Annotated in this window: 36 protein-coding genes; 18 read left to right on the forward strand and 18 right to left on the reverse strand. The window is 62.5% G+C overall.

Going from position 1 to position 24339, the window contains the following annotated elements; all coding sequences use genetic code 11:
* Positions 1 to 59: 59 nt before the first annotated feature.
* From DWG20_RS09345 to DWG20_RS09360, 7 genes are all read right to left on the reverse strand, one after another.
* The gene (locus tag DWG20_RS09345; RefSeq protein WP_147289942.1) at positions 60 to 467 is read right to left on the reverse strand and encodes a hypothetical protein; all 408 of its coding nucleotides are present in this window, start codon (positions 465 to 467) and stop codon (positions 60 to 62) included.
* A 67-nt stretch (positions 468 to 534) separates the two neighbouring features.
* Complete coding sequence (locus DWG20_RS15950; RefSeq protein ID WP_147289943.1) at positions 535 to 771, reverse strand: hypothetical protein; 237 nt, start codon at positions 769 to 771, stop codon at positions 535 to 537.
* Between the two features lie 315 nt (positions 772 to 1086).
* Positions 1087 to 3648, reverse strand: a complete 2562-nt coding sequence (locus tag DWG20_RS09350) for a DUF5906 domain-containing protein (RefSeq protein ID WP_115433564.1) — start codon at positions 3646 to 3648, stop codon at positions 1087 to 1089.
* 5 nt (positions 3649 to 3653) lie between these two features.
* Positions 3654 to 4034, reverse strand: coding sequence for a DUF7696 family protein (locus DWG20_RS15955; protein WP_147289944.1), 381 nt, complete (start codon positions 4032 to 4034; stop codon positions 3654 to 3656).
* The gene (locus tag DWG20_RS16120) at positions 4021 to 4173 is read right to left on the reverse strand and encodes a hypothetical protein (RefSeq protein WP_181880885.1); all 153 of its coding nucleotides are present in this window, start codon (positions 4171 to 4173) and stop codon (positions 4021 to 4023) included. The genes DWG20_RS15955 and DWG20_RS16120 overlap by 14 nt, the downstream gene beginning before the upstream one ends.
* Before the next feature lie 4 nt (positions 4174 to 4177).
* Entirely contained in the window at positions 4178 to 4744 is a 567-nt protein-coding gene (locus DWG20_RS09355; protein ID WP_115433565.1) for a toxin YdaT family protein, read from the reverse strand.
* Between the two features lie 124 nt (positions 4745 to 4868).
* Entirely contained in the window at positions 4869 to 5096 is a 228-nt protein-coding gene (locus DWG20_RS09360) for a transcriptional regulator (RefSeq protein WP_115433566.1), read from the reverse strand.
* Positions 5097 to 5182: 86 nt separating this feature from the next.
* Here DWG20_RS09360 and DWG20_RS09365 point away from each other — a divergent pair, with 86 nt between their 5' ends.
* Positions 5183 to 5911, forward strand: a complete 729-nt coding sequence (locus tag DWG20_RS09365; RefSeq protein WP_115433567.1) for an XRE family transcriptional regulator — start codon at positions 5183 to 5185, stop codon at positions 5909 to 5911.
* Between the two features lie 54 nt (positions 5912 to 5965).
* Here DWG20_RS09365 and DWG20_RS09370 read toward each other — a convergent pair whose 3' ends face one another.
* The gene (locus DWG20_RS09370) at positions 5966 to 6457 is read right to left on the reverse strand and encodes a hypothetical protein (protein ID WP_115433568.1); all 492 of its coding nucleotides are present in this window, start codon (positions 6455 to 6457) and stop codon (positions 5966 to 5968) included.
* The gene (locus DWG20_RS09375) at positions 6457 to 6873 is read right to left on the reverse strand and encodes a hypothetical protein (protein ID WP_147289945.1); all 417 of its coding nucleotides are present in this window, start codon (positions 6871 to 6873) and stop codon (positions 6457 to 6459) included. Before DWG20_RS09375 ends, DWG20_RS09370 begins: the two co-directional genes overlap by 1 nt.
* 208 nt (positions 6874 to 7081) lie before the next feature.
* Between DWG20_RS09375 and DWG20_RS09380 the strand changes: the two genes are divergently transcribed.
* The 13 genes from DWG20_RS09380 (at position 7082) to DWG20_RS09430 (ending at position 12456) form a co-directional block, all read left to right on the forward strand.
* On the forward strand, positions 7082 to 7429 hold the full coding sequence (locus DWG20_RS09380) for a hypothetical protein (protein WP_115433570.1): 348 nt from the start codon (positions 7082 to 7084) through the stop codon (positions 7427 to 7429).
* 37 nt (positions 7430 to 7466) lie between these two features.
* Positions 7467 to 8312 (forward strand): DUF2303 family protein, encoded by an 846-nt coding sequence (locus tag DWG20_RS09385; protein WP_181880886.1) that lies wholly within the window; start codon positions 7467 to 7469, stop codon positions 8310 to 8312.
* Positions 8313 to 8314: 2 nt separating this feature from the next.
* Positions 8315 to 8575, forward strand: a complete 261-nt coding sequence (locus tag DWG20_RS09390; protein ID WP_115433572.1) for an Acb2/Tad1 domain-containing protein — start codon at positions 8315 to 8317, stop codon at positions 8573 to 8575.
* A gap of 86 nt (positions 8576 to 8661) precedes the next feature.
* On the forward strand, positions 8662 to 8787 hold the full coding sequence (locus DWG20_RS16575; RefSeq protein WP_281269906.1) for a hypothetical protein: 126 nt from the start codon (positions 8662 to 8664) through the stop codon (positions 8785 to 8787).
* Position 8788: 1 nt separating this feature from the next.
* Positions 8789 to 8980, forward strand: a complete 192-nt coding sequence (locus DWG20_RS09395; RefSeq protein ID WP_115433573.1) for a hypothetical protein — start codon at positions 8789 to 8791, stop codon at positions 8978 to 8980.
* A 3-nt stretch (positions 8981 to 8983) separates the two neighbouring features.
* A complete protein-coding gene (locus DWG20_RS09400; RefSeq protein ID WP_115433574.1) occupies positions 8984 to 9388 on the forward strand; it encodes a hypothetical protein in 405 nt (134 codons plus the stop codon).
* Complete coding sequence (locus tag DWG20_RS16125; RefSeq protein WP_181880887.1) at positions 9385 to 9522, forward strand: hypothetical protein; 138 nt, start codon at positions 9385 to 9387, stop codon at positions 9520 to 9522. The genes DWG20_RS09400 and DWG20_RS16125 overlap by 4 nt, the downstream gene beginning before the upstream one ends.
* Positions 9522 to 10262, forward strand: a complete 741-nt coding sequence (locus DWG20_RS09405; protein WP_115433575.1) for a 3'-5' exonuclease — start codon at positions 9522 to 9524, stop codon at positions 10260 to 10262. Before DWG20_RS16125 ends, DWG20_RS09405 begins: the two co-directional genes overlap by 1 nt.
* On the forward strand, positions 10259 to 10471 hold the full coding sequence (locus DWG20_RS09410) for a hypothetical protein (protein ID WP_115433576.1): 213 nt from the start codon (positions 10259 to 10261) through the stop codon (positions 10469 to 10471). Before DWG20_RS09405 ends, DWG20_RS09410 begins: the two co-directional genes overlap by 4 nt.
* The gene (locus DWG20_RS09415) at positions 10464 to 11021 is read left to right on the forward strand and encodes a hypothetical protein (RefSeq protein ID WP_115433577.1); all 558 of its coding nucleotides are present in this window, start codon (positions 10464 to 10466) and stop codon (positions 11019 to 11021) included. The genes DWG20_RS09410 and DWG20_RS09415 overlap by 8 nt, the downstream gene beginning before the upstream one ends.
* Positions 11018 to 11500 carry a hypothetical protein gene (locus DWG20_RS09420; protein WP_115433578.1) on the forward strand — a complete coding sequence of 161 codons (483 nt, stop codon included), beginning with the start codon at positions 11018 to 11020 and terminating at the stop codon, positions 11498 to 11500. The genes DWG20_RS09415 and DWG20_RS09420 overlap by 4 nt, the downstream gene beginning before the upstream one ends.
* A gap of 9 nt (positions 11501 to 11509) precedes the next feature.
* Positions 11510 to 11758: a helix-turn-helix transcriptional regulator gene (locus DWG20_RS09425; RefSeq protein ID WP_115434778.1), complete on the forward strand. Its 249-nt coding sequence runs from the start codon at positions 11510 to 11512 to the stop codon at positions 11756 to 11758.
* Positions 11759 to 11847: 89 nt separating this feature from the next.
* Entirely contained in the window at positions 11848 to 12456 is a 609-nt protein-coding gene (locus DWG20_RS09430; RefSeq protein ID WP_115433579.1) for a hypothetical protein, read from the forward strand.
* 49 nt (positions 12457 to 12505) lie between these two features.
* Here DWG20_RS09430 and DWG20_RS09435 read toward each other — a convergent pair whose 3' ends face one another.
* The 4 genes from DWG20_RS09435 to smpB form a co-directional block, all read right to left on the reverse strand.
* On the reverse strand, positions 12506 to 13717 hold the full coding sequence (locus DWG20_RS09435) for a tyrosine-type recombinase/integrase (protein ID WP_115433580.1): 1212 nt from the start codon (positions 13715 to 13717) through the stop codon (positions 12506 to 12508).
* 297 nt (positions 13718 to 14014) lie between these two features.
* Entirely contained in the window at positions 14015 to 15586 is a 1572-nt protein-coding gene (guaA, locus tag DWG20_RS09440) for a glutamine-hydrolyzing GMP synthase (RefSeq protein ID WP_115433581.1), read from the reverse strand.
* Positions 15587 to 15619: 33 nt separating this feature from the next.
* Positions 15620 to 15970, reverse strand: coding sequence for a hypothetical protein (locus tag DWG20_RS09445; RefSeq protein WP_115433582.1), 351 nt, complete (start codon positions 15968 to 15970; stop codon positions 15620 to 15622).
* 5 nt (positions 15971 to 15975) lie between these two features.
* Entirely contained in the window at positions 15976 to 16422 is a 447-nt protein-coding gene (smpB, locus tag DWG20_RS09450) for an SsrA-binding protein SmpB (protein ID WP_115433583.1), read from the reverse strand.
* 291 nt (positions 16423 to 16713) lie between these two features.
* On the opposite strand from smpB, the gene DWG20_RS09455 reads away from it, so the two are divergent.
* Positions 16714 to 17151: a type II toxin-antitoxin system RatA family toxin gene (locus DWG20_RS09455; protein WP_115433584.1), complete on the forward strand. Its 438-nt coding sequence runs from the start codon at positions 16714 to 16716 to the stop codon at positions 17149 to 17151.
* Complete coding sequence (locus DWG20_RS09460; protein ID WP_115433585.1) at positions 17144 to 17473, forward strand: RnfH family protein; 330 nt, start codon at positions 17144 to 17146, stop codon at positions 17471 to 17473. Before DWG20_RS09455 ends, DWG20_RS09460 begins: the two co-directional genes overlap by 8 nt.
* Positions 17474 to 17586: 113 nt before the next feature.
* On the opposite strand, the gene DWG20_RS09465 is transcribed toward DWG20_RS09460, so the two are convergent.
* From DWG20_RS09465 to DWG20_RS09485, 5 genes are all read right to left on the reverse strand, one after another.
* Positions 17587 to 19371 (reverse strand): GGDEF domain-containing protein, encoded by a 1785-nt coding sequence (locus DWG20_RS09465; protein WP_115433586.1) that lies wholly within the window; start codon positions 19369 to 19371, stop codon positions 17587 to 17589.
* Positions 19372 to 19482: 111 nt separating this feature from the next.
* Positions 19483 to 19773, reverse strand: coding sequence for a cell division protein FtsB (gene ftsB, locus DWG20_RS09470; protein WP_115433587.1), 291 nt, complete (start codon positions 19771 to 19773; stop codon positions 19483 to 19485).
* A gap of 4 nt (positions 19774 to 19777) precedes the next feature.
* Positions 19778 to 21061: a phosphopyruvate hydratase gene (gene eno / locus DWG20_RS09475; RefSeq protein ID WP_115433588.1), complete on the reverse strand. Its 1284-nt coding sequence runs from the start codon at positions 21059 to 21061 to the stop codon at positions 19778 to 19780.
* 82 nt (positions 21062 to 21143) lie between these two features.
* Complete coding sequence (kdsA, locus tag DWG20_RS09480) at positions 21144 to 21998, reverse strand: 3-deoxy-8-phosphooctulonate synthase (protein ID WP_115433589.1); 855 nt, start codon at positions 21996 to 21998, stop codon at positions 21144 to 21146.
* A gap of 52 nt (positions 21999 to 22050) precedes the next feature.
* The gene (locus DWG20_RS09485) at positions 22051 to 23688 is read right to left on the reverse strand and encodes a CTP synthase (RefSeq protein ID WP_115433590.1); all 1638 of its coding nucleotides are present in this window, start codon (positions 23686 to 23688) and stop codon (positions 22051 to 22053) included.
* A 218-nt stretch (positions 23689 to 23906) separates the two neighbouring features.
* Between DWG20_RS09485 and rpmB the strand changes: the two genes are divergently transcribed.
* Complete coding sequence (gene rpmB, locus DWG20_RS09490) at positions 23907 to 24140, forward strand: 50S ribosomal protein L28 (protein ID WP_115433591.1); 234 nt, start codon at positions 23907 to 23909, stop codon at positions 24138 to 24140.
* A gap of 27 nt (positions 24141 to 24167) precedes the next feature.
* Positions 24168 to 24323 carry a 50S ribosomal protein L33 gene (gene rpmG / locus DWG20_RS09495; protein WP_115433592.1) on the forward strand — a complete coding sequence of 52 codons (156 nt, stop codon included), beginning with the start codon at positions 24168 to 24170 and terminating at the stop codon, positions 24321 to 24323.
* Positions 24324 to 24339 lie beyond the last annotated feature (16 nt).

A 24339-nucleotide genomic window follows, 5' to 3' on the forward strand; every position in this document is an offset into this window, starting at 1 on the left:
CCCGAGGGGATTAGCCTCGGGTTTATGTCTGACGCAGTTACGCCAAATTTAGCAGAACTCTAGCAAAAGTTACCGCACGTTTGCAAGCCCCTTTTCCTTCCTTCCCTCGATTCGTCATACACGCGCGCCACACTGACTTGCGCATCGCCGAGATACTTCTTCAGCGTGTCTACCTTCACCCCAAGCGCTCGGGCCTTCTGCTGATTGGTTCCCGGCTGGCAGTACCACTCGTTCACCACCAGCTGGTGCACCTTCGGCAATTGCAGCACCGCCGAATCGAGCAAGGTGTATTCGGCGTCGGGGTCTACATCCGGCGGCAACGCCATATCCAGCGAGCCACCCCCTTGCACCTTGCCTGCCATCGCCATGTTCAGCGAGCTCATCTTGTAACCGAGCCCATGGCTGGCCGACTTGATCCGCCACTCTGCCCAGCCGTGCAGCAGTCGGTCGATTTGGTTCAGCATCATGATCCACCTCATCACAATGCCTCCATGCCCTTGGCGCAGTCTTTGCCGCGCCTTTTATGCCGACATTTTACTGCAAAACCCCGTCTGGCCGAACACCCTTGAACCACGTTCCATCCAGACGAACGGCGACAAATCCAAAGCCAGGTCCGGAATGCTGAGGGTCTTTTGCGATATGCAGTCCTTCTGACTCATCGAAGAACCACTGCCCCTCGCCAAACAGCTTGTTCATCAGTTTTGGCAGATCGCTGGCCGCAGCATGATTGACCTTTTGCGCATACGACCTTGTGGGTTGCTTCTTTGACATCGTCGGCCTCCGTATTTAAGAAACCCAATTTACCACGCTGAATTGTCTTGGTTCATGGTTTCCTCGACCATGCACCAAACCCTGCACCAAGATTTTCCGCGTCGTTATTAGCTTTGTGCACTTGGTGCAGGGTATGCAGGGTTATTTTTAGATTTCAGCCAGAAGCGAAAAAAATCTATACACGCCCACCGCCACGGATTTTCACGCGCGCACATAGTTAGCGCGACAACCCTGCACACCCTGCACAATCCAACAACGACGGGGCTTACACCCTGCACCAAACCCTGCACCAACCCCGAACCAAACGCTGCACCATCAAGGCTGCGAGATCGCCTCGCGATACAGTTTCGCGCCTTCGCGGAACCGGACAACCTGATGGCCGTACCAGAATTCCTTCTTGTGCCCCTCTTCGGGCAGATCGACCTTCAACAGCGTGAACTGCTTGCGGGAACTGATGATCGAGCACCACTCCCGCCCCTTGCCGTGCGGGCTCTTTAGCGCCAAGGCCTCGATGAACTTGATCATCGACGGGATATGCTTCTCGCCGCGGCGGTTGCACCAAAGCTTGAACACCTCATAGAGTTCTTCGGTCGGCACCGATACGAACGGTACATCCAGCTCACCGGCGGACCAATCCATCCAGAACAATTCGGACGGCGGCAAGCCGATATTGATCAGCCGCTGCTTGGCCTTGTTGACCGGCGGCTTGGCATGCGGCCCGAAGCCGGTCAGATCGAGCGTCAGCAGGTAGTGGTAGAACGCCTCCACCGCGCCTAGATCAATGGCCCGCCCCAGCTCGGCAAAATATTCCGGCGGCAAGACCCTGCTCGCCCATACCACGCAAAAGCGACGGTCGCCCAAGTCGAGTGCGAGCGGCTGCAGCTCGTTTGACAGGAACACCGCGTTCAGGTGGTTGGCCTCGAAGCGCTCCGGCAGCATCTTCTCGTTGATGCTATGCGTCTCACCCGTCACCAGGTGCTTGATGGTACCCTTCAACTGGTACTTCTCAATGCGCGCCAGCACCTCTTCGAACAGCGCGAACAGCTTGCGGCTCTTCCAGCCGGTAAACTGGCTCTCGATCTGCTGCTGCCCAACGGTAATGCCATACTCGCCGTAGATCCCCTTCACCACCTTTTCCCAGAAGATCGACTTACCTGTCCCTTCCGGGCCATGCATCACCACTGCCGTAGCCATTTTCGCGCCAGGGTGCTGCAGCGGGTAGGCAATCCACTTGAGCAGCCATTGCATCAGTTCGGCATCGTGATCGCACAAGATCGAAAGGTGATCCAGAATCTTGTCTTCCAGCCCCTCGCCGTTCTGTGGAACCAGCTGGAAGCCGTTATACAGGTTCACCGTGGTTTCCGGGTCGCTCGACTGGGTCGGGTCGAACACCAAGCCGTCCTGCAGAATCATCCGGCGCTTCGGGTGTTCCAGCCATTGCTTCACCACGTCCTCGCCCCATGCCAGGCGCAGGCTGCTGATTTTCACGATCTGCAGGTGAAGGCCGTCCCACACCGTTTCGGTGCCATAGATCAGCACGAAGTGTTCCAGTAGCGTGTTCACCGATTCCACGGTGGCCGCTTCCACCGGCTTGCCGCGCTTCACGCTCGGCAGGTTTTCCTTGTGGATCGTCCGACGCTTCGCATGGGTCAGCCATTCCTTGGCCACGGACGGATAGGTGTTCTTGAATGCCCCCAACGGCATCAGCTGCTGGTTCAGGCTGTCCCACACCTTGTTCTGGCCGTGCACGAAAGCGCAGTGCGACAGCAAGCGGCGGAGTAGCTTTTCTTCGGCGGTCGGGCCGGCCGGCGTTTCTGGCGCATCAGCGCCCGCCGCACAATCCGCGTCAGCGGCATCCTGAAGGGGGGCAGGGGAAGACTCGGCCGATGGCATCTCTTCGGCCAGGCCGAACAGCGGCGCCAGCTGGGCGCGGACCGCATCCAGCCCCTCGGCCACATGCAGGTCGTTGAAGTCGGTCAGTTTCGGCAGGCGTTCATCGTCGCGAGTCTCGCGACGCGGCACGCCGAATACCGGCAGCACCACCTTGGACAAGCCAACCTGAACGGCGGCGTGTTCGGCTGCCAGCCGCCCCGCGTGGTTGTCCTCGCCCCTGGCCGTCGGCAAACAATCGTCATCGGCGAGGAAGACGATCGGGCTGTTCGGCCAACGACCGCGCACAATCCGCGCCACATGCAGCAGGTTGCCGCTGTCCAGCGCCATGAACACCGGCACCTTGCGGTCCAGCGCCATGCGCCCCGACATGCAGGTCGCGTACCCCTCGCCAATCCCGATCGGCTCGCCGTCGACCGGCATATCACCCAGCCGGCACGCCGCCCCGATCTTGTCGAAGCCACTCGGGAAGCGCTTCTCGCCGGCCGGATCAATGCGCTGGTCACCCACCACCCGCGCCGGCTCTTCGCCGTAGTGCAGCAGCGGAATCAGCAAGGTGCCGTCGTCGAAAAAGCGCACGCTCTCAGGGGCGGTGATCCCCTTGCGCTCAAGGTAGGGCGACACGCCATCGCGGATTGCGGCCTGCCAACGGCCCTTCGCGCGGTTCGCGGCCAGATGCGCCCGTTCGCGGCGCTTGGCTTCCGCACGTTCCTCTTCGCGACGGCGCTGCTCTTCGGCCCGCTGCCGCTCGGCTGGATCGAGGTCGGACCAGTCCGATTCGATCGTCCACGGACCTTCCCCCTTATGGCCGAAGGTCCCGTGGTAATACGCGCGGCCGGTCTTCGGCGAGACGTATTCGCGTACCTTGTAAAACGCCTTTTTGCCGGGGCCGTAACGCACCCAGCCTGGCGTGTTCAGCCTGATGCCGCTCGCCGGCAGCTGCGGCATGCCCATCGACTGAAACTGACGGTGCACCTGGTCAAGCATAAAACCTATCTCCCCTTACCCACATAACGACACCACTCCAATTCATCGGGCGTCATCCATTCACGCCGGCGTCGCCACTCTCCCCGAGCCGCCTCTTCCAGCGTCTTGGCCGCATCGGCGCCGCGTATTCGCCGCACGCCGGCCAGGTATTCGTCTTTGCGCCCGTTCAACAGCATCCGGCACACGCTTCGCGCCTCGCAGCGGGCGCGGTGCGCCTCGCCGTAGCTCTCGCCCCGCGGGTCTTGCAAGGGCGCGGTGCGCGGGGAAAATGCCGCGCAGGTGTCATTTGCCAATCCCCCGTGCTGCTCGCAGATCAGCTCGAGCAGCCCATTGCTGCCCGGCGAGAGGCGCAGCACGGAATGACGGCAGCGATTACAGGCGCTCACGCGGTTTTCCTGCCGCTTCGGCCAACATCCGCTTCAACTCGGCCAGAATCGCCCGGCCCTCGGCGCGCTTGTCGTGTGCAAAGCGAAAACGCTGGCAGCGCCGCCGCACGTTCCCCCAGTCGAAGCGATCGCGCACCATGGCGCTATCCCTTCACCGTCGACAGCGCGGCATCGATGGCTTGCCGTGCCGCCTGGTGAGCGAGCACCGACTCGTCGATTTCCTTGCGCGCGGCAAGCAGGCGATCACGGTTCATCTCGCCCACCACCTCGCCCATCGCGACATTGGCTTCGCCGGCCTCTTTCAGCAGCGACAGGTGCGCGGAGAGCATGCCGGCCGGGCCGGGGTGGCATTCGAGCACCGACACGGTCAGGCCGACCGGATCGAGCAGGTCGATCAGGAAACGGCAGCGCAGGTCGAGCGGTAGCGCCGCCAGCACCGACGGGATAAAGTTCGCCGGCAACAGGTTGCTGTCTTTGCTGTCGTCGTCGAGCCAGCGGAACAGCTTGTCGGCGTTCGCCTTCATTCGCGCGAAGGCGTCATGGCTCGGCGGGTTGAAATCGATGCCGGTCAGCCGGTCGTAGCCGCGCGCGTGATGCACGCGCACGATCTCGTCGACCACCGTCTCGCGGCTCCAGCGCTCGTTGCGGCGCCATTCGTTGACCGCCTCACGCAACAGGCCGATCAAAGTTTTTTGCGACGTATTTCGCATGACTCAAACTCCCAAAGCACTTAGGCTTCCGGCATAGGTTGTAAAAAGCAGGCGGCTGCAACCGCCTGGTGAAGCCAGACCCCGTGATCGGAGGCAACTGAGAAATGGGGCTGGCGGGCAAACCTTATGGACGACGCCGGGTTGAGCGCAGAAAGGCCCAATCGACATCGGGCCGAAGTTCTTCGCAGCGCACGGCGCCCTTGGTGGCTTTTTCGATGTCGATACAGCGTTCCGCCGGAACACGTTGACGCCACTTGGAAACCGCCCACGGCGTAACGCCGAATAGACGGGCAGTAGCGGACACGCCGCCTAGCAGCTCGATGGCTTTGTCGATTGGGGTTTTCGATTCCATGAACGGAATATCTACTTTAAGTAGTGTTGTGTCAACTACTATAAATAGAATCGACGGGGAGAGTAGAAGTGGATAGCCTTCTACCTATGGTAGAAATAAAGCATCAGCAGTTCGCTGAAAACCTGAAAAACGCCATGGCGCGCCAAGGGGTTAGCGTGACTGACATCAAGAACCATCTCGGGATCACCTATGAGATGGCCCGCCGCTACTCCCTTGGGGCTGCGAAGCCGCGCGACGAAAAGTTGCGTCGCCTTGCCGAGCTACTAAAAGTAAGCCCCGCCGAACTGGAGTACGGCGACGGCAGCAAGGCAGCGCCAGAATCAAACGTTAAATCGGGGCTGCGTCCAATCGCGGCATGGGACCACGAAGAAGAACTCGACCCCGAGCAGTACGTCTTCCTGCCGGCGCTCGAGATCAAGCTGGCAGCAGGGAATGGGCAGATCGTGTGGTGCGTAGAAGAAAAGGGGCAGCGGCAAGCATTTCGCAAGGCATGGGCGAGTCGTCTGCACATCGACCCGGAATGCGCCGCCACCATGGTGGCAAGCGGCAACAGCATGGAGCCGCGCATTCTCGATGGTGACAGCCTGGTGGTGGACTACTGCCGAACAACGTTTAAGCATGGCCGGGTGTTTGCACTGGCTCTGCGTGACGAGCTCTACGTAAAACGCGTGCTCAAGCGCGCCGATGGCGGGGTGACGCTGAGATCGGACAACCAGGACAAGGCGCGCTACCCCGATATCGACGTCGGCCCGGACGAAATGGAACACCTCAAGGTGATCGGCGAGATCATGGCGCTGGCCGGCGGCATGATTTAAGTGCAAACCTCTCAGATACGAAAAAGCCCGCTGTTGCGGGCTTTTTGCTGGGCGCTACTCATATAGTCTGTCGTACTCCTCGGCCTCTTGCTGCTTGCGCCGCCAGACGGCCTGGTGAGCCAACGCCGGATCGAAGCCGGGATCGCCAAGGTCGGCGGGGAAGAACTGCATGAGCTCATCAATGACCCGCTGATGCATGGGCTTGCGCCCCGTTCCGCCGGCAATCTTGTAGGCCAACCCTCGGACCTCCTCTCTGCGCGCTGTCGGCACCATCTCAAGATTGGCAAGAAAACGCTCGAATCCGGACACCTCGCGATACCAGCCGACACGGTGCACCTTTATCCACTCGTACAAGACCTCATCGGGATACTGGGCAAGATCGACATGACAGCGCATATAGCCAATCACCGGGGCACGGTCACGCTCCCTCATCGGCCGATAGAGTCGGACCACGAAAGCCAGTACCTCGACAGCCGGCAGAGCGTCGCCAAGCCGCTGGCTGATATCGGCATCGATTTCCTGGTCGACAAATAAGGGCTCCTCCATCAGCGTGTCACCGACTTGATGTAGAGATAGCTCGGCCTACCTCCCGACCCCTTGTACGCGCTCACCTCAAGCAACCCGCCAAGCCCGTTCCAACGCAATACCTCACTCGTGCCGACATCCACAGGTTTGGCTGGCAAGCCAATCCATACTGGCGCCGTCAGCGCATTGTCTATGCGCGGATCCTCGACGGTGATCCAGTCCGCCTTCCCCTTGATGAAAACCACCTCGTAGCGCGCGGGAGACTTCCGATACTCGCAGCGCCGCCCGTACTTGCTCTGCTCGCACGACGCCGCCTTGCCAAGCATCTTGGCGACGGCCGCCTCTGTCTGGCCGACGATCTGCTTGATCTGCAACACCGGTTTAATGTCCGGCACGGGGGTGAAGGCTTGCACCGCCCCGGCCGCGGCCAGTGCCAATACGCCGACTATCCCGCGTGAAGCCCCTCCAATCCTATCTGCAATGCACCGCTTCATTCGCCACATCTCCCATGCGTTTCGATTGAAACGACCATAGCAAAAGCGGCGATCGCCGAGAATTCTACTTTTAGTTGTTGACCTTTGTTCTACTTTATGTAGACAATACATTTGTGCCACTACTTTTAGTGGAGCAAAGGGAGAAGCAACCATGACTCGACTCATTTCCGATGTACTCCGCGACGTTCGCCACGGCGAGCTGATCGACGACGCCACCATCGCCATGGCCGAGCTGGTGAAGGTCGTCGACGAAACCGGCAAGCCCGGCAAGCTCGTGATCGAACTCACCGTCAAACCCGCCTCCAAGGGCACCGGCACCATGGTCGTCAGCGACAAGCTGACGCTGAAGAAGCCGGAGCTGCCGCGCGGCGAAACCATCATGTTTGGCACGCCTGAAGGCTCGCTGCAGCTGTCCGACCCGCGTCAGAAAACCCTCGAACTCAAGTCCGTACCGACCTCCAGCGCCGGCGAAGCCACACCGCTGAAGAAGGTCGTTTAACCCCCGTCGCCTCGCAACCCTAGAAAGGACATCAATCGTGATCGACCAACAGTACAACGTCGCCGAAACCCTCGCCGCCATCCTCTCGGCCGGCAAAGGCGCTCATACCATCGGCGACACCCCGTTCGTGGTGGTACCGGAAAACTACCGCCTTGAAGAGCTCGGCCACCTGCTGCCGCAGCCGACCCGCAAGACCGGCCTCACAAGCCTGCACGATGCTGACAGCTTCATCGCCTACGTCAACGACCACAAGGCGACCGAGTCGCGCATCTACGCCGATGCCGACTTCGAATCTGGTCGCATCAAGTTCGTGGCGGTGCTCAACGAGCACAGCCCCGGCGCCGAGGCCGACATCAATTACGCCGCCTGGCGCGATCACCGTGCCGCATTCATTCCGCGCCAGACGCCGGAATGGAAGGCGTGGCTCGGCAAGAACCGCACCAAGTTCAGCCAGCAGGAATTCGGCGAGTTCCTGGAATACCACCTGCCGGAAATCGTCGCGCCGGACGGCACGCGTTACCCGCAGCCGGCCAAGCTGCTCGAGTTCGCGCTGAACCTCGAAGAGACCAAGAAAGTGAAGTTCCGCAGCGGCCAGCGCCTGCAGAACGGCGCGGTGCAGCTCGAGTACGTGGAAGAGGGCGACGACGCCACCAAGGGCAAGCTGGAAGCGTTCGAATCCTTCGCGATCGGCATCGCCCCGTTCTTCAACGGCAGCGCCTACCAGATCGAAGCCAAGCTGCGCTACCGCATCACCAACGAAGGCGGCTTGACCTTCTGGTACGAGCTGCAGCGCCCCGAGAAAGCACTGGAAGACGCCGCGCGGGATCTGCTGGAGCAGGTGCAGAACAAGACGTCCGTGCCGGTGCTGTTCGGGGAGGCGTGAGCATGGACAACCAGCACCGCCAGATCAAGGGCTACCGCGAGCTCAATCAGGAAGAGATCGACCTGATGAACGAGATCAAGGCCAAGGGCGAAGAAATGCGCGACCTGATTGACCGTGTCCGCGCTCTTGCCGAACAAGCCCCGGCCGAGCCAGATGCACGCGAGGCCGATCACCCGATGTACTGGGTTCGCTATGCCGATGGCTCTTTCCGCTCCGGCCTGATGTACCTGACGCGCGCCGTCGCTCGGCCGACCTCTTTCTAGCCCTACGCCCGGCTTGCGCCGGGCTCACCGGATAGCCGCTCTTGGGCGGCTGCCCAGTGGGCCTTGCCCTTCACCAGGAGAACACCATGGCAATCGAACTTATCCACATGACCGACGAGGCCGTGCGCGATCTGCGCGCCACCGGCTGGATCATCAAGGCGCCGTACTTCCGCAACGGCGAGCCGGTGTTCGTCGCGGTGAAGCGAGGCTGACATGAAGTTCGTCATCATCAAAAACTGGCGCAAGTACCACCTCCCGCATGTGATGTGCGGTTATGCGGATCCGACCGATCTGGCGTGCTTCGGCTCCATCACCGTGACCTTCGGCGATGGCAGCTGGGTTGGCGTCGACAGCCTGGACGACCTGATCGTGACTGACATCAACCCTGACGACATCCCGGAGTAAGCCATGCGCACCGCTACCCAAACCACCACCACCCTGGTTAAAGCCGCCCAAGCCGTGCTGAACCAGGTAGAGAACGGCGAGCTGTTCGATCAAGCCGAGCCGGCCATGAGCAACAACGTGAAAGCGCTCGACCAGCTGGCGACCGCCGCCGAAGCCGAGCAAGCCGCAGGTATCGACAACCGCCTGCGCATGAGGGGAATGAATTTCTTTGGCGTCGAGCAGGTAACTGCCGAGCCGAAACGCAGCATCGGCAGCAACGGTCAGCCGTTCTGGATGCACATCATCACCTTGTACGGCGGCGACGGCTTCGAGATGGAGATCACCGCCTATTACAACGACGTAGCCGAAGCGCAACTGGAGGCTGACTATCAGGCCCGCCAGCAAGAGAGCAAGGAGACCACGCAGTGAAGCAAGCCATCCTGATCGGCCTCGCCGACGTTGGCCGCGGCTTCGTTCGCGGCACGCTGGCAACCGCCGCTTTCTTCGGCCTGATCTGGCTGGGCGACTACATCGCCGAGAGCATCAAGTGGGGGCACTTCTGATGATTACCGACAACACGCTGCTGATCTCAATCGACCTGGAAACGCTCGGCCAACAGGTGCCGCGTGCCGCGATCGCCACCATCGGCATGGCCGCGTTCGAGCTGGACGCCCCGGCCGAGCCGGTTGCTACCTGCTACTCCCGTATCGAGCGCGAGAGCGCGCTGCAGGTCGGCAAGGCCGATCAGGCGACACTCGAATGGTGGGCCAAACAACCCGCCGAGGCCCGTGCTGAGATCGAGGGCGGCGACACCCCGCTGCGCCCCGCACTGATGAGCCTGCACGAAGCCATCGACGGTATCACCGCCGGCCGCGACCCGAACGAGGTGATCGTTGTCGCCCGTGCCGCGTCGTTCGACTGCGCGATCATGACCTACCACTATGACCACTTCGGCATGCCCCGGCCGTGGCGCTACTGGCAGGAACGCGACCACCGCAGCCTCGAGGACGGCTACCGCGACGCGCTCGCACGGCTCGGCCAAGACTCCCCCAGCTACCGCGACACCGCGCCGGTCGCACACCATGCACTGAAGGACGCGATCTCACAGGCCCAATACCTGATCACGCTGCGCGCGCTGCTGCATGAAACCGCCCGCGAGCAGGCCGCCCGCCACCGCTTCATCACCGATTGCCTCGACCCCGAGCGCCACGGCTACGCCGTCGGCCCGTGGGTGCGCGACGACGCGCGCCAGCTGCTGGGCATGGCCCGGGTGGAGACCATCACGAAAGGCGTCACCGCATGACCGACTTCTACGACCTCGGCCACAAACACGCCCACGCCGGCCAGCAACCCGTCGAAGAACACCGCGACCAGCCGTACTACATGCACGGCTGGAATGACGGACGCCGCGACTATGACCTGTACCGCGCCTACCTGGAGGATGGCCATAGCCGCTACGCGGCGGCCGTGATGGCCGGTATGCGCGATCCCGATGAGGCATGTCATGACTGACAAAAAGCAACTCGCGCTTGAACTGGCGCGCAAACACGCGGCCCTGAAGCCGCAGAGCTATTACGCCGAACCGTTCCAGCCGCACGACTGGGTGATCGACGCGATCGCCGAGGCGCTGACCGTCGCGGTGCCGGCTGGCTACGCCATTCTGCCCCGGCGCCTGACCGCTGAGATCGGCGCCAAGACCCTGCTGTCTGGCGTGTTCTGTGAAGAGATTGAGCAGACCTGCAGCGCTTGCGATTTCGACGAGCCGCAGGACGACTGCGAGGTGTGCGGCGGCGAAGTGCGGTACGTACAGCAAGTCCCCGTCACCTGGTCGACGATCAAGGAGATTTGGACAGCCGCCGCAGATGACTTCGCATTGGCGGAAAAGCCAATTGACAGCCAGCAAGCCGCTGCCGCGACGGATGAGACTTTCGAGCTGCTGCGCATATTCCAGACATGGCTTGGCGCCAGCCGCGACCAGTGCGACGAGACCGGCAAGCAGCTGTGGGACCGCATCGTGGTGGCTCTCTCCGCGGTGCCGAAGCGAGAAAGGATTGCCGCATGAACCGCACCCAACGCCGCAGCGCCGCGCGCACAAAGCCGGCCATGCCCCCGCGGCGCCGCTACACCGGCCCGAACCGGCCGACGTTGGCCGAGGTGCACCAGGTGTTCGCTCCGATCGACTGGATGTTCGATGAGATGCGCCAAGGTGAAGTCAGCGAGATGAGTGGCGTCGCAGCGATGCGCGATGTCGAAAGGAACTGGTATCAGATCGGCCCGGCGCTGGCCGGCTGGATCGACTGCTGGCAGCGACTCGACCGTCGCTTCTCGCTGGGTCTGGACCTCACGCCGCTTTGCGAGCTCGGACGAAAGCTCGACGACGGCGAGCTCATGACAATGGCGGAGATCGACGCGGCCTACGCCGTCATCAACCGCTGTCGCGAGCTCTACCGCCAGATGGACGTGTACGAAGTGAAAACCGTGGTCAGGACGACCGAGATTGTGATCGCGCTGGAAGAAGCCGGCGCCAGGATGAAGGGCTAAGAAATGGACATGAAACGCACCATCCGGCGCGACGAGCTGCGCAAAATGGTCCCCATGTCGGACTCGACGATTTACCGGCTGGAGCAGCGAGGGGATTTTCCGAAGCGCTTCGCCCTGACGTCTCGTTGCGTGGTTTGGGATCTGGCCGAGGTCGAGGCATGGATCGAGGCCCGCAAGGGGGCATCGAACGACGTCGAGAAGGCGCCGGCACCGGACGTGCGCCAGCGCAAATCCCGTCCGGTCAGAGACGCGGCATGATCACGCCGGTGGGTAGTGGCAGGCGCTTGCACGAACCTTCTACGCCCCTCGTGCGTCTATTGCCCTGTGAACTTGCGAGAGAATATGCCATGTGCGCTATCGACCCGAAAATTCAGATGCACTTCTTTGGCACGGGGATGCAGTACTACATTGCTGCCCGTGCCGCCTCCATAGGCCAGTTGATGCCGGTCGCCGGCAACCTGTTTCATCACGCGGTGGAGATGCTGCTGAAGGGGGATCTAACCAGGGCGATTTCTCCTCGTGAACTTGCTCAGAAGCCGTACAGCCACTCCCTCGTCAATGCGTGGAACAAGTTCAAGGAAATAAATCTCGACGAGGACCTGTCCGGCTTCGACCAAATAATCGAGGCCCTCCACCGCTTCGAGGTAATCCGTTACCCCGACAAAATGCTCATCGAGGGGGCGGGGATAGCTCTTGTGTGGGGCGCCGGGGAGCCGCCCCCAGTCGCACAGATACTAGATGAGGAGACTCAGGAGGAGCACAAGATATCGCCCGAATACGTGCTGAACGTGGGCAAGGTGGATGCACTCATCGCGCGGCTGTTCAAAGTCTGCTCCATTAACCCGCCGACGTACTACCGGCCGGGTCCGAACTCCGAGGTTGACCGGTTTCTGCAGCATCAGAACAGCGAGTATGATTTCTGGGTGCCGTCATCACCAACTTCCCCGCAGGAGTGACCGTATTCCCTGTCACTTGTCGCTGTCCACCCCGTAGAAGCAGGGGCAGTCAAGCCTTCGGCTTGGCACCGGCGCCGGCGATCCAGCCATCTACCATATCCGCCCACTGCTGCAGCATGTCGCGGCGCTGCTCGGCGTACTCCGCCTTGTTGTAAACCGCCCTCACGCCGCGCTGTTCGTGCGCCAGGCACTTCTCGATCCAGTCGCTGCTGAATCCTGCCTCGTGCAGCAGCGTTGACGCCGTCCGGCGCAGATCGTGTACTGTAAAATCTTCTAGCGGCAATCCTTCCTTTTTCGCCCGTTCTACCGTCACGTCGATCACGCGGTTCAGCGTCGCGTTCGACATCCCCTTGTCCGCCTCATAGCGCGACGGCAGCAGGTAGTTCGAGCCGCCGGCGCAGGTCTTGAGCGCCACCATGATGTCGAATGCCTGCTGCGATAGGTAGACGTTGTGCGGCCGGCGCGCCTTCATCCGTTCAGCCGGAATCGTCCACACCGAGTCGGTGAAGTTTACCTCGGGCCAGGTCGCGAGCAGCAGCTCGCCCTTGCGAACCATCGTCAGTAGCACCAGGCGCAGCGCCAGCTTGATGGTAGGCAGCGTGCCGACGTGCTCGAGCTGCGAGAAGAAGATGCGGATTTCGTCCGGGGAGAGCGCGCGATCCTTCGGCTTGAAGACGGCGATCGACGACGCGCTGACCTCGTCGGCCGGGTTCGGCACCTTCTGGCCGCGCTCGATGGCGAAGCGGTAAATCTGCCCGATCACTTCGCGCGCGTGCACGGCCGTCGCCGGCGCTCCGCGATCCTTGATCTTGTCGCACAGCGCGCGCAGGTCTTCCGCGGTGATCTCGGCCAGCAGCCGGTTCTTGAAGACGGGGAGGATGTCGCGGTCGAGAATGCTCTCGCGCATGGCCTTGGTGCTCTCGGCCATGCGGTAATCCTTGAGCCACCTGACGGTAAATTCGCCGAAGGTCTTCGCCTCGCGGATTTGCTGTTTACCGCGCTGCTTCTGCCTGGCAGGCGACGTACCCTGCGCGATCGCCTTCTTCGCCTCCATGCACTTCTCGCGCGCCTCGGCCAACGTCAAGCCCGCCGGGCCGTAGCGGCCGATAGTCAGCGTCTCCCTGCGCCCATTTAGCCTGTAATCCAGCCTGAAGGTGACGGTACCCGCAGGCGATACCGCCACGTATAGACCGTCGCGGTCCGCGACCTTGTACAGCTTCTCTTGTGACTTGAGGTTCTTCAGCTTGGTGTCTGTCAGCACGTATACCGTCTTCCGAAAGCGTGGTTTTACCGTCATCGACCATGGTGACGTAAATTGGTCTTAAAGCCGCGCCAATGCTGGATTCGTGCTGAATTTTTACCGTCATGCTTCGCTTGGTGTGTTGACGGTATGGCATTGGTCGTCGATGAGTCGGATAAAAAATACCGACTAGAATACCGGTAAAAAAAGTGGCTTTCAATGAATAGGCGTGAATAGACAGGCAAACAAAAACCCAGCAAAGACAGGCGTCTCGCTGGGTTTTTGAATAGTCGTGAAAGGCTAGGAATAGACGTTAGATCATTCCCACTCGATCGTCGCCGGCGGCTTGCCCGAAACGTCGTACACCACGCGGTTGATGCCGCGCACCTCGTTGATGATGCGGTTCGACGCACGGCCTAGCAGCGAGTACGGCAGTTCGGCCCAGTGCGCGGTCATGAAGTCGCTGGTGACGACGGCGCGTAGCGCTACCACGTATTCGTAGGTGCGGCCGTCGCCCATCACGCCGACCGACTTCACCGGCAGGAACACGGCGAACGCCTGGCTGGTCTTGTCGTACCAGCTGATGCCGTTTTCATCCTTGGTGTTGCGCAGCTCTTCGATGAAGATCGCGTCGGCGCGGCGCAACAGGTCGGCGTAGTCCTTCTTCACTTCGCCGAGGATGCGCACGCCGAGGCCCGGGCCCGGGAACGGGTGGCGGTAGACCATGCCGTGCGGCAGGCCGAGCGCGACGCCCAGTTCACGCACTTCGTCCTTGAACAGCTCGCGCAGCGGCTCGAGCAGCTTCAGGTTCAGCGTCTCCGGCAGGCCGCCGACGTTGTGGTGGCTCTTGATCGTGTGCGCCTTCTTGGTCTTGGCGCCGGCCGATTCGATCACGTCCGGATAGATGGTGCCCTGCGCGAGCCACTTGGCGTTGGTCAGCTTGCCCGACTCGGTCTGGAACACTTCGACGAACTCGGCGCCGATGATCTTGCGCTTGGCTTCCGGGTCGGTGACGCCGACGAGCTTGCCCATGAAGTCGGCTTCGGCGTTGACGCGGATCACCTTCACGCCGAGGTTCCTGGCGAACATGTCCATCACCATCTCGCCTTCGTTAAGGCGAAGCAGGCCGTGGTCGACAAATACACAAGTTAATTGGTCGCCGATCGCGCGGTGGATCAGCGCGGCCGCGACCGACGAATCGACGCCGCCCGACAGGCCGAGGATGACTTCCTCGTCGCCGACCTGTTCGCGGATCTTGGTCACCGCTTCGTCGATGTAGTTCGGCATCGTCCACGACGGCTTGCAGCCGGCGATCTCGAGCACGAAGCGGTGCAAGAGTTCGCGGCCCTTCTTGGTGTGCGTCACTTCCGGGTGGAACTGCATGCCGTAGAAGTGGCGCTTTTCGTCGGCCATCGCGGCGACCGGGCAGGCCGGGTTGTTGCCGATGACGATGAAGCCTTCGGGCAGGCGGGTGACCTTGTCGCCGTGGCTCATCCACACTTCGAGCAGGTGTTCGCCGGTCGGCGAGGTCTTGTCGAAGATGCCGCCGAACAGGCTGTCGGCGACGGTGAACACTTCGGCATAGCCGAATTCGCGCACGCTGCCCGATTCGACCCTGCCGCCGAGCGCCTGCGCCATCCATTGCATGCCGTAGCAGATGCCGAGCACCGGCACGTTAAGTTCGAACAGCGCCGGGTCGGCCTGGTAGTCGGATTCGTACACCGAGTTCGGGCCGCCGGACAGGATGATCGCTTTCGGGCCGAATGCGCGGATCTCGTCGATTGGCATGTCGTACGGGTGCAGTTCACAGTAGACGTGGGCCTCGCGCACGCGGCGGGCGATCAGCTGGGTCACCTGCGAGCCGAAGTCGAGAATCAGGATTTTGTCCATGTCTTTACCTTTTGAGACGGCCGTGCCGGCCGGCTATTGCGAATCGTGGGGCGGAGCGAGGCGGCGGCGCCTGCCGCGCGACGGGATGCGGGTGCTCTGCGCGATCAGCATCAGAATGCCGGCGAGCACCATGCCGAGCGAGAACACGTGGCTGAAGCGCAGACCGTAGCGGTCGTTTAGAAAAACCGCAGCGCCGGCGTAGATCAACAGCGGCGCGCTGACGAGCGAGCCCTTGTTGAGCCCGTCGAGCAGGAACAGGCCGACGCCGGCGGTGGCCAAGAGCAGCGCGAGCACGGTCGACGTGTCGGGCAACAGCGCGGTGCTCTTGAGGAACCACAAGGAGCCGAGCGTGATCAGCACGATGGGCCAGGAAGCGTTCTTCATCGTCCTCAACCCCTGTCGCGCAGATAGCGCTGCTTCTCGCGGTCGAGCTCGCGCTCCTTGGTGCTGTCGCGCTTGTCGTGCTGCTTCTTGCCCTTGGCCAGGCCGATATCGCTCTTGATGCGGCCCTTGGTGTAGTGCAGGTTGAGCGCGACCAGTGTGTAGCCGGCGCGTTCGACCTTGCCGATCAGCTTGTTGATCTCGGACTGGTTCAACAGCAGCTTGCGCGGCCGTGTCGGGTCGGGGTGAACGTGGGTGGAGGCCGAAGTCAGCGGGGTGATGTGGCAGCCGATCAGCCAGAACGCGCCGTTCTTCCAGTTGACGTAGCTTTCCTTCAGCTGGATGCGCCCGGCTCGGATCGATTTGACCTCCCAGCCTTCCAGCACCAGGCCGGCCTCGAAACGCTCTTCGATGAAGTAGTCGTGAAAGGCTTTGCGGTTGTCCGTGATGCTCATGGGGTCGGGTACGGGTTCCGGAGAATCCGCAATTGTAGCAAATTCGCGGCGCTAGCCAAAGTTGCCAGCCAATTCAGGCGCTTGCCGACGCGGTTTCGCGGCGGGCGGTTTCGCGGCTTCTTGGGCGGCCGCATCGTGTGTCGCAACCCGTTCGACGGCGACGACAGGATGGTCATGAACAGCAGGGTGGGAAGGGGCAATGTCATCGTCGAAGGGCGGAGGGAAAGGGGGCTCAGCCTTGGCTGGCCTGCTCCATTCGGGTATGTTAGCGACTTTGTCCGACGCCTTACCATGCCTGTAGTCGAGAAAAACGTTCTCGTGGCGCACTCGCCCGAGCAGATGTTCCGCCTCGTCGACGACGTCGAGCACTATGCGCGTTTCCTGCCCTGGTGCAGCAAGGCCGAGGTGCACGGCCGCGACGGCCGCCAGCTGGTCGCCAGCCTGCACATCGACTACCTGAAGATCCGCCAGCACTTCACCACCCGCAACACCAACGAGCCGCACAGCGCCATCACGATGGAACTGGTCGAGGGACCGTTCCGGCACCTGGAAGGGCGCTGGCACTTCCACGCGCTCGGCGATATCGGCTGCAAGGTCGAATTCACGCTGCGTTACGAGTTCTCGAGCAAGATCCTGGAGAAGCTCATCGGCCCGGTGTTCGGCCACATCTCGGGCACGCTGGTCGATGCCTTCATCCGCGAGGCGGACAAGGTCTACGGCGATGACTGACAAGCCCGGTGCCTCTATCGACGTCGAGGTCGCGTACGCTCGCCCCGGCAAGCAGGCAATCGTCAAGCTGGCGGTCGCCGCCGGCACGAGCGCCGAAGCGGCGGTGCGGGCCTCGGCCATCGCAGAGCAGTTTCCCGAGATCGAGCTGAACGACCTCAGGCTCGGCGTGTTCGGCAAGGCGGTGCGCGCCGATACCGTGCTGCGCGCGCACGACCGCGTCGAGATCTACCGTCCGCTCTTGGCCGACCCGAAGGCCGTGCGACGACAGCGCGCCGAGGCCGGTCGCGCGGTGAAGAAGGGCGGCGGCGTGGCCGACGCCTGATCCGCACGTCCGTCGATCAAAGCTTGGCCGAGCCCCGGGGCTCGGCCAAGTTTTTTTCGTATCTGCGCTAGCTAGCGCAGAAGGGTTCCTGTCTGCGCCGCTCCGCCGCGCGGCTAACGTTCGGCCGCCAGGGTCAGGCTGTTGTCCTCGGCCGAGCAGACGCGGTTCTTGCCCGCCAGCTTGGCCTGGTACATCGCCTGGTCGGCACGCTCGATCACGTCGCAGTCGCGTTCGCCCAGGTGCCAGCGGGCGACGCCGGCGCTGAAGGTGATCACCAGCCGGTCGCTATTGGCGAGGAAGAAGGTGCGCGTCAGCTCGCGCTGCAGCCGCTGCAGCATCTGGATCGCCTCGTCGACCGGCGTGTCGGGCAGCAGGATGACGAACTCCTCGCCGCCGTAGCGCGCGACGACGTCGGTCGGGCGCGCGTTGTGGCGGATCACGTCGACCAGGTATTTCAGCGCGTCATCGCCGGCGAGGTGGCCGTAGCGGTCGTTCAGCTGCTTGAAATTGTCGACGTCGATCAGCGCGAGGCACAAGGGCTGGCTGGTGCGCTCGGCGCGGCTGATCTCGCGCTCGAAGTGCTCGATCAGGCCGCGGCGGTTGTACGCGCCGGTCAGCTGGTCCTCGCGCACCTTGGCGCTGGTCGCCTCGAGTGCGGTCTCGAGTTCCTTGATGCGCACCTCGGCCGATGACACCTGCTCGCGCGCCGACAAGAGTTCGTCGCGTGACTGGTGGAGGTTGAGCTGCATCGCCGACGTGTCCTCGAGCAGCGCGCCGATGATCGCGCCCAGGTCGTCGACGTTGCGCGTGGCCTTCAGCTGTTCGCTGTGGCGGCTGATCTTGGCCTGGAATTCGCCGGTGCTGTCGCTCATCGTCGCCAGGCGTGCGAGGAAGCGGTCGAGCAAGGCGCGCAAGGAGCTGGCGGCCTCGTCCAGCGGGCTTTTCAGCACCCCCTGTTTGCGGATCACCTCCTTGAGCGAGGTCTCGAGCTGGTAGATCTGCTGCATCGACAGCGGCTCTTGCGCGAGCACCGCCTGCAGGCTGTCGATCTGGCCGACGAGGAAGTTGTCCGAGCGGTTCAGTTCGGCGATGTTGTCGAGCACCAGCTTGAGCAGGTTCGACAGGCCGTGCACCAGCCTATCTTCCTGGACCGCGTTCAGCTCCATCTTGATCATGAAGGCGCGTAAGCGGGGCACGAAGCGGTCGAGCGCCGTCTCGTCGACGACGCCCGAGAGCTCCTCACCCAGGGTGGCGAGCTGTTCGATCAGTTTGGGGTGGCCGGTCAGCTGCGGTTCGATGCCTTGCTTGAGGACGAAGCCGAGCGTCTTCTTCCATTGCTGCCAGCCGTGGTTCTCGGCCACCGGCGGCGCGGCCTTCTCGGGTACCGGCGCGGGTTCGCCGCCGCCGCGCTGCGCCGGCGGCACCGTCCAGTTCAGCAGCAGATTGTGCAGCGTGCGGTTCAGTTCATCCGGCTGATTGCCGAAGTTGACCAGCACGCGATCGAGTGCCGCCTGCTTATGGTGTTGCGGCAGGTCGCTCTGCCGCAGATCCCATTGGCGCACCAGTTCGTGGATCAGCTGACCCCACGGGCGCGACAGCGCCTTGTCGTGCTGGCTCTGGCGCACGTAGTCGATCACCAGCTGCGGCACCTGCTCCCAGCGGGCGTCTTCCATCGCCTGCTTCAGGCGGGCAAGCAGCGGCCGGGCGCCCGGCTGCTGGCCGTTCAGCGTCTCGAGCGCGTGCAGCATCTGCCGGCCGAGCTTGCTCTCGCGCTCGATCGGCGTATGGGTGAGCTCGTGGTAGATCCGCTCGAAGTTTTCCGGGGTGGGAAGGAGTTTGCGCGCGGTCAGCTGTTTCAGCGTTTCCCGCGCGGCATCGATAGGGTTGTTGGTCGTCATCGCCCTGACTCGGTCGCCTATATTGCTTGTTATTTTCAATGCTTATCGTCGGGAAAGCGGGGTCCGGTCAAGGGGACGGTCGCCCGGGCGGCTTAGGCCGCGAGCCGCGCGTCAGCGGGGAGGGTGGCTTGCCGGATCCAGCAACTGGAAAAATACCTCACCCTGCCGGATCATGCCAAGCTCGTTGCGGGCGCGTTCCTCGATGGCGTCGGTGCCCATCTTCAGGTCGCGCACCTCGGCGGTCAACGCCAGGTTGCGGGCGAGCAGCGTTTCGTTGCTCGCCCGCTGTGCCACGAGTTGCTTGTCGAGTTGCCAGACCCTGAGCCAGCTGCCCTTGCCGAACCATTGCGGCCATTGCAGGGACAGCAGCAGCGCTGCGAGGATCAGGGTCAGCCAGCGCATCGACTTACTTCAGGTGGTAGAAGGCCGAACGGCCCGGATAGTAGGCGGCGTCGCCCAGCTCTTCCTCGATGCGGAGCAGCTGGTTGTACTTGGCCATGCGGTCCGAACGCGACAGCGAGCCGGTCTTGATCTGCATGCAGTTGGTCGCGACGGCCAGATCGGCGATGGTGTTGTCTTCGGTCTCGCCCGAACGGTGGCTCATCACGCTGGTGTAACCCGAGCGTTTCGCCAGATCCACGGCCTTCAGCGTTTCGGACAGCGTGCCGATCTGGTTCACTTTCACCAAGAGCGAGTTCGCGAGGCCCTGCTCGATGCCCTGCGCGAGGATGGCCGGGTTGGTGACGAACAGGTCGTCGCCCACCAGCTGGATGCGCTTGCCGAGGCGATCGGTCAGCACCTTCCAGCCGTCCCAGTCGTGTTCGGAGAGACCGTCTTCGATCGAAATGATCGGATAGTTGTTGACCAGCGTCTCGAGGTAGTCGACGAACTGTTCCGACGTCAGCGACAGGCCTTCGGCGGTCAGGTGGTACTTGCCGTCCTTGTAGAACTCGGACGACGCGCAGTCCAGCGCCAGCATCACGTCCTGGCCGGCGACGTAGCCGGCGGCGTCGATCGCTTCGAGGATCAGCTTGATCGCGTCTTCGTGGGTGGCGAGGTTGGGGGCGAAGCCGCCTTCGTCGCCGACGGTGGTCGCGTAGCCCTTGTCGTCGCAGATCTTCTTCAATGCGTGGAAGATCTCGGCGCCGCAGCGCAGCGCTTCGCGGAAGGTCTTGGCGCCGACCGGCATCACCATGAATTCCTGGATGTCGAGCGTGTTGTTGGCGTGCGCGCCGCCGTTGATGACGTTCATCATCGGCACCGGCAGGCTCATCGGGCCGGCGCCGCCGAGGTAGCGGTACAGCGGCAGGCCGGCGTCTTCGGCGGCGGCGCGGGCCACGGCCATCGACACGGCGAGCAGGGCGTTGGCGCCGAGGCGGCCCTTGTTGTCGGTGCCGTCCAGGTCGAGCAGGGTCTTGTCGATGAAGGTCTGGTCGGCGGCATCGAGGCCGATGATCGCTTCGCAGATTTCGGTGTTGATGTTCTCGACGGCCTTGAGCACGCCCTTGCCGAGGTAGCGCGCCTTGTCGCCGTCGCGCAGTTCCAGCGCTTCCTTGGCACCGGTGGAGGCGCCGGACGGCACGGCCGCACGGCCCATCACGCCCGATTCGAGCAATACGTCGGCTTCGACGGTGGGGTTGCCGCGCGAATCCAGAATCTCGCGGGCGACCACATCGATGATCGAACTCATTCGTTTCCCCTTCCTTTAAGGTTTGGACCTCCCGCCGCCCCAGGCTTGGCCGGGCTCGGCCAACGTGCTGGGGCGCCGGGTCTTACAGTGCGCCGTGCTCGGGGAGCGGGCCGGATTTCACCAGCGCGTCGATCTCCTTGAGCGTGGCGAGCAAAGACTTGAGTTGGCCGAGCGGCCAGGCGTTCGGGCCGTCGGACAGCGCCTCGCGCGGATTCGGGTGCGTCTCCATGAAGATGCCGGCGATCCCGGCGGCGACCGCCGCGCGCGCCAGCACCGGAACGAACTCGCGCTGACCGCCGGACGCGGTGCCCTGCCCGCCGGGCAGCTGGACCGAATGGGTGGCATCGTACACCACCGGGCAGCCGGTTTCGCGCATGATGGCGAGCGAACGCATGTCCGACACCAGATTGTTGTAGCCGAACGACGCGCCGCGCTCGCAAGTCATGAAGCGGTCGGCCGACAGGCCGGCTTCGACGGCGGCGTCGCGCGCCTTGTCGATCACGTTCTTCATGTCGCCGGGGGCCATGAACTGGCCCTTCTTGATGTTCACAGGCAGGCCGCTTTGCGCGACGGCGCGGATGAAGTCGGTCTGGCGCGCGAGGAAGGCCGGCGTCTGCAGCACGTCGACGACGCTCGCCACTGCCGGCACTTCGGCCTCGGTGTGCACGTCGGTCAGCACCGGCACGCCGATCTGTTTTTTCACTTCGGCGAGGATTCTGAGACCCTCGTCGACGCCCAGGCCGCGGAACGACTTGCCCGACGAGCGGTTGGCCTTGTCGTAGCTCGACTTGTAGATGAAGGGAATGGAGAGCGCCGCGGCGATCTCCTTGAGCTGTCCTGCGGTATCGAGCGCCATCTGCTCGCTCTCGATCACGCACGGGCCGGCGATCAGGAACAGCGGCTTGTCGATTCCCACTTCAAAACCGGTCAGTTGCATACAGCCTCCTTGAGCGTGCCAAAACGGGCGGAAGATCCGCCCGTTGCTGGTATTACTGGGCCTTCTCGGCTTGGTAGTCGAGCGCCGCCTTCACGTAGGCGATGAACAGCGGGTGTCCGTCGCGCGGCGTGGAGGTGAATTCAGGGTGGAACTGGCACGCGAAGAACCAGCGGTGATCCGGCAGTTCGACCGTCTCGACCAGCTTCTCGTGACCGGCGGACACGCCGCTGATGGTCAGCCCGGCCGCTTCGAGACGCGGTACGTAGTGGTTGTTCACTTCGTAGCGGTGACGATGGCGTTCGACGATCTGCTCGTTGCCGTAGATGCGCGCGGCGAGCGAGCCCGGCTTCAGGTCGCAGCCCTGGCCGCCGAGGCGCATCGTGCCGCCGAGGTTGGAGTTCTCGTCGCGGGTCTCGATCTTGCCGTCGTGGTTCACCCACTCGTCGATCAGCGCGACCACCGGGTAGTCGGTATCGAGGTCGAACTCGGTCGAGTTCGCGCCTTCGAGGCCGGCGACGTCGCGTGCATATTCGATCAGCGCGATCTGCATGCCGAGGCAAATGCCGAGGTAGGGAATGTTGTGTTCGCGGGCATACTTCACCGCCTTGATCTTGCCCTCGACGCCGCGTTTGCCGAAGCCGCCCGGCACCAGGATCGCGTCCATGCCCTTGAGCGCGGTGCAGCCGTTGCGTTCGACTTCTTCCGAGTCGACGTAGTGGATGTTGACCTGGGTGCGCGTGTGCACGCCGGCGTGTTTCAACGCCTCGGACAGTGATTTGTACGATTCGGTCAGGTCGACGTACTTGCCGACCATCGCGATGTTGACCTCATGGTCCGGGTTCTGGATCGCGTCGATGATGCCGTTCCAGACCGACAGGTCGGCCTTCGGCAGTTCGAGCTGAAGCTGTTCGCAGATGATGTCGTCGATGCCCTGAGCGTGCAGCATCGCCGGCACCTGGTAGATGCTGTCGGCGTCGTAGCAGCCGATCACCGCGTTCTCTTCGACGTTACAGAAGAGGGCGATCTTGCGTTTTTCGTCTTCCGGCAGCTCGCGGTCCATGCGGCACAAGAGGATGTCCGGCTGGATGCCGATCTCGCGCAGTTCGCGCACCGAGTGCTGCGTCGGCTTGGTCTTGATCTCACCGGCGGTGGCGATGAACGGCACGTACGACAGGTGCACGTACAGCGTGTTCTTGCGGCCGAGGTTGGAGCGCAGCTGGCGGATCGCCTCGAGGAAGGGCAGCGATTCGATGTCGCCGACCGTGCCGCCGATCTCGACGACGGCGACGTCGACGTCGCCCGCGCCTTCACGCACCTTGTGCTTGATCTCGTCGGTGATGTGCGGGATCACCTGCACGGTACCGCCGAGGTAGTCGCCGCGGCGTTCCTTGGTGATCACCGATTCGTAGACCTGGCCGGTGGTGAAGTTGTTGCTTTTCTTCATCTTGGCGTGGATGAAGCGCTCGTAGTGACCCAGATCGAGGTCGGTCTCCGCGCCGTCTTCGGTCACGAAGACTTCGCCGTGCTGGAACGGGCTCATGGTGCCCGGATCGACGTTGATGTACGGGTCGAGCTTCAGCATGGTGACCTTCAGCCCGCGCGATTCCAGAATGGCGGCAATAGACGCGGCGGCGATGCCCTTACCCAGGGAAGAGACCACGCCGCCGGTAACGAAGATGTACTTGGTCATGGGAATATAAACCTGATGGAATCCGAGATTTTAACTCGAAACCGGTGCGTTTTGCACGGCCTTGGCGCGGCGGCCCGACAGTAGCATGCGTACTGCATGGCGCCTGGCGCGAAGCCAGTGACGGGTGCATCCCTTTGTTTTCGCAAGCGCGAAGACTTGAGCTGTCGCGAGTTTTCATGGTATAAAGCCGCTTTTACCGGTTTTGGGAGTGATTAACCATGGCGCGAGTTTGCAAAGTTACCGGCAAGCGTCCGGTGACCGGGAACAATGTGTCCCACGCCAACAACAAAACGAAACGTCGTTTCCTGCCGAACCTGCAATACCGCAAGTTCTGGGTGGAAAGCGAAAACCGCTGGGTCCGTCTGCGTGTCTCGAACGCGGGCCTGCGTACTATCGACAAAGTGGGTATCGAAGTAGTCCTGGCCGATCTGCGCGCCCGCGGCGAAATCTGATCCGGCTAATTTAGAAAGAGCGAGATCATGCGCGACAAGATCAAACTGGAATCGACTGCCGGTACCGGCCATTTCTACACCACTACCAAGAACAAACGGACTATGCCGGAAAAGATGGAGATCAAGAAGTACGATCCCGTCGCCCGCAAGCACGTTGCGTACAAAGAAACCAAGCTCAAGTGAGCGGGTTTCATCGGTA

Origin of the sequence: Crenobacter cavernae, assembly GCF_003355495.1 — a bacterium.
GTDB lineage: Bacteria > Pseudomonadota > Gammaproteobacteria > Burkholderiales > Chromobacteriaceae > Crenobacter > Crenobacter cavernae.

Bases quoted from the DNA above. Each gene is read 5' to 3' on its own strand.
- DWG20_RS09355 (WP_115433565.1), bottom strand. From the start codon at position 4,744: ATGCGAAATACGTCGCAAAAAACTTTGATCGGCCTGTTGCGTGAGGCG.
- DWG20_RS09425 (WP_115434778.1), top strand. From the start codon at position 11,510: ATGAAACGCACCATCCGGCGCGACGAGCTGCGCAAAATGGTCCCCATG.
- DWG20_RS09455 (WP_115433584.1), top strand. From the start codon at position 16,714: ATGCCTGTAGTCGAGAAAAACGTTCTCGTGGCGCACTCGCCCGAGCAG.
- DWG20_RS09430 (WP_115433579.1), top strand. From the start codon at position 11,848: ATGTGCGCTATCGACCCGAAAATTCAGATGCACTTCTTTGGCACGGGG.
- DWG20_RS09390 (WP_115433572.1), top strand. From the start codon at position 8,315: ATGGACAACCAGCACCGCCAGATCAAGGGCTACCGCGAGCTCAATCAG.
- smpB (WP_115433583.1), bottom strand. From the start codon at position 16,422: ATGAGCATCACGGACAACCGCAAAGCCTTTCACGACTACTTCATCGAA.
- DWG20_RS09405 (WP_115433575.1), top strand. From the start codon at position 9,522: ATGATTACCGACAACACGCTGCTGATCTCAATCGACCTGGAAACGCTC.
- DWG20_RS09395 (WP_115433573.1), top strand. From the start codon at position 8,789: ATGAAGTTCGTCATCATCAAAAACTGGCGCAAGTACCACCTCCCGCAT.
- DWG20_RS09445 (WP_115433582.1), bottom strand. From the start codon at position 15,970: ATGAAGAACGCTTCCTGGCCCATCGTGCTGATCACGCTCGGCTCCTTG.
- eno (WP_115433588.1), bottom strand. From the start codon at position 21,061: ATGAGTTCGATCATCGATGTGGTCGCCCGCGAGATTCTGGATTCGCGC.
- DWG20_RS09420 (WP_115433578.1), top strand. From the start codon at position 11,018: ATGAACCGCACCCAACGCCGCAGCGCCGCGCGCACAAAGCCGGCCATG.
- ftsB (WP_115433587.1), bottom strand. From the start codon at position 19,773: ATGCGCTGGCTGACCCTGATCCTCGCAGCGCTGCTGCTGTCCCTGCAA.
- DWG20_RS16120 (WP_181880885.1), bottom strand. From the start codon at position 4,173: ATGGTGCGCGATCGCTTCGACTGGGGGAACGTGCGGCGGCGCTGCCAG.
- DWG20_RS09485 (WP_115433590.1), bottom strand. From the start codon at position 23,688: ATGACCAAGTACATCTTCGTTACCGGCGGCGTGGTCTCTTCCCTGGGT.
- DWG20_RS09350 (WP_115433564.1), bottom strand. From the start codon at position 3,648: ATGCTTGACCAGGTGCACCGTCAGTTTCAGTCGATGGGCATGCCGCAG.
- DWG20_RS09380 (WP_115433570.1), top strand. From the start codon at position 7,082: ATGACTCGACTCATTTCCGATGTACTCCGCGACGTTCGCCACGGCGAG.
- DWG20_RS09365 (WP_115433567.1), top strand. From the start codon at position 5,183: ATGGTAGAAATAAAGCATCAGCAGTTCGCTGAAAACCTGAAAAACGCC.
- DWG20_RS15950 (WP_147289943.1), bottom strand. From the start codon at position 771: ATGTCAAAGAAGCAACCCACAAGGTCGTATGCGCAAAAGGTCAATCAT.
- DWG20_RS09370 (WP_115433568.1), bottom strand. From the start codon at position 6,457: ATGGAGGAGCCCTTATTTGTCGACCAGGAAATCGATGCCGATATCAGC.
- DWG20_RS16575 (WP_281269906.1), top strand. From the start codon at position 8,662: ATGGCAATCGAACTTATCCACATGACCGACGAGGCCGTGCGCGATCTG.
- DWG20_RS09360 (WP_115433566.1), bottom strand. From the start codon at position 5,096: ATGGAATCGAAAACCCCAATCGACAAAGCCATCGAGCTGCTAGGCGGC.
- rpmG (WP_115433592.1), top strand. From the start codon at position 24,168: ATGCGCGACAAGATCAAACTGGAATCGACTGCCGGTACCGGCCATTTC.
- kdsA (WP_115433589.1), bottom strand. From the start codon at position 21,998: ATGCAACTGACCGGTTTTGAAGTGGGAATCGACAAGCCGCTGTTCCTG.
- rpmB (WP_115433591.1), top strand. From the start codon at position 23,907: ATGGCGCGAGTTTGCAAAGTTACCGGCAAGCGTCCGGTGACCGGGAAC.
- DWG20_RS09410 (WP_115433576.1), top strand. From the start codon at position 10,259: ATGACCGACTTCTACGACCTCGGCCACAAACACGCCCACGCCGGCCAG.
- DWG20_RS09415 (WP_115433577.1), top strand. From the start codon at position 10,464: ATGACTGACAAAAAGCAACTCGCGCTTGAACTGGCGCGCAAACACGCG.
- guaA (WP_115433581.1), bottom strand. From the start codon at position 15,586: ATGGACAAAATCCTGATTCTCGACTTCGGCTCGCAGGTGACCCAGCTG.
- DWG20_RS09400 (WP_115433574.1), top strand. From the start codon at position 8,984: ATGCGCACCGCTACCCAAACCACCACCACCCTGGTTAAAGCCGCCCAA.
- DWG20_RS09460 (WP_115433585.1), top strand. From the start codon at position 17,144: ATGACTGACAAGCCCGGTGCCTCTATCGACGTCGAGGTCGCGTACGCT.
- DWG20_RS09345 (WP_147289942.1), bottom strand. From the start codon at position 467: ATGATGCTGAACCAAATCGACCGACTGCTGCACGGCTGGGCAGAGTGG.
- DWG20_RS09465 (WP_115433586.1), bottom strand. From the start codon at position 19,371: ATGACGACCAACAACCCTATCGATGCCGCGCGGGAAACGCTGAAACAG.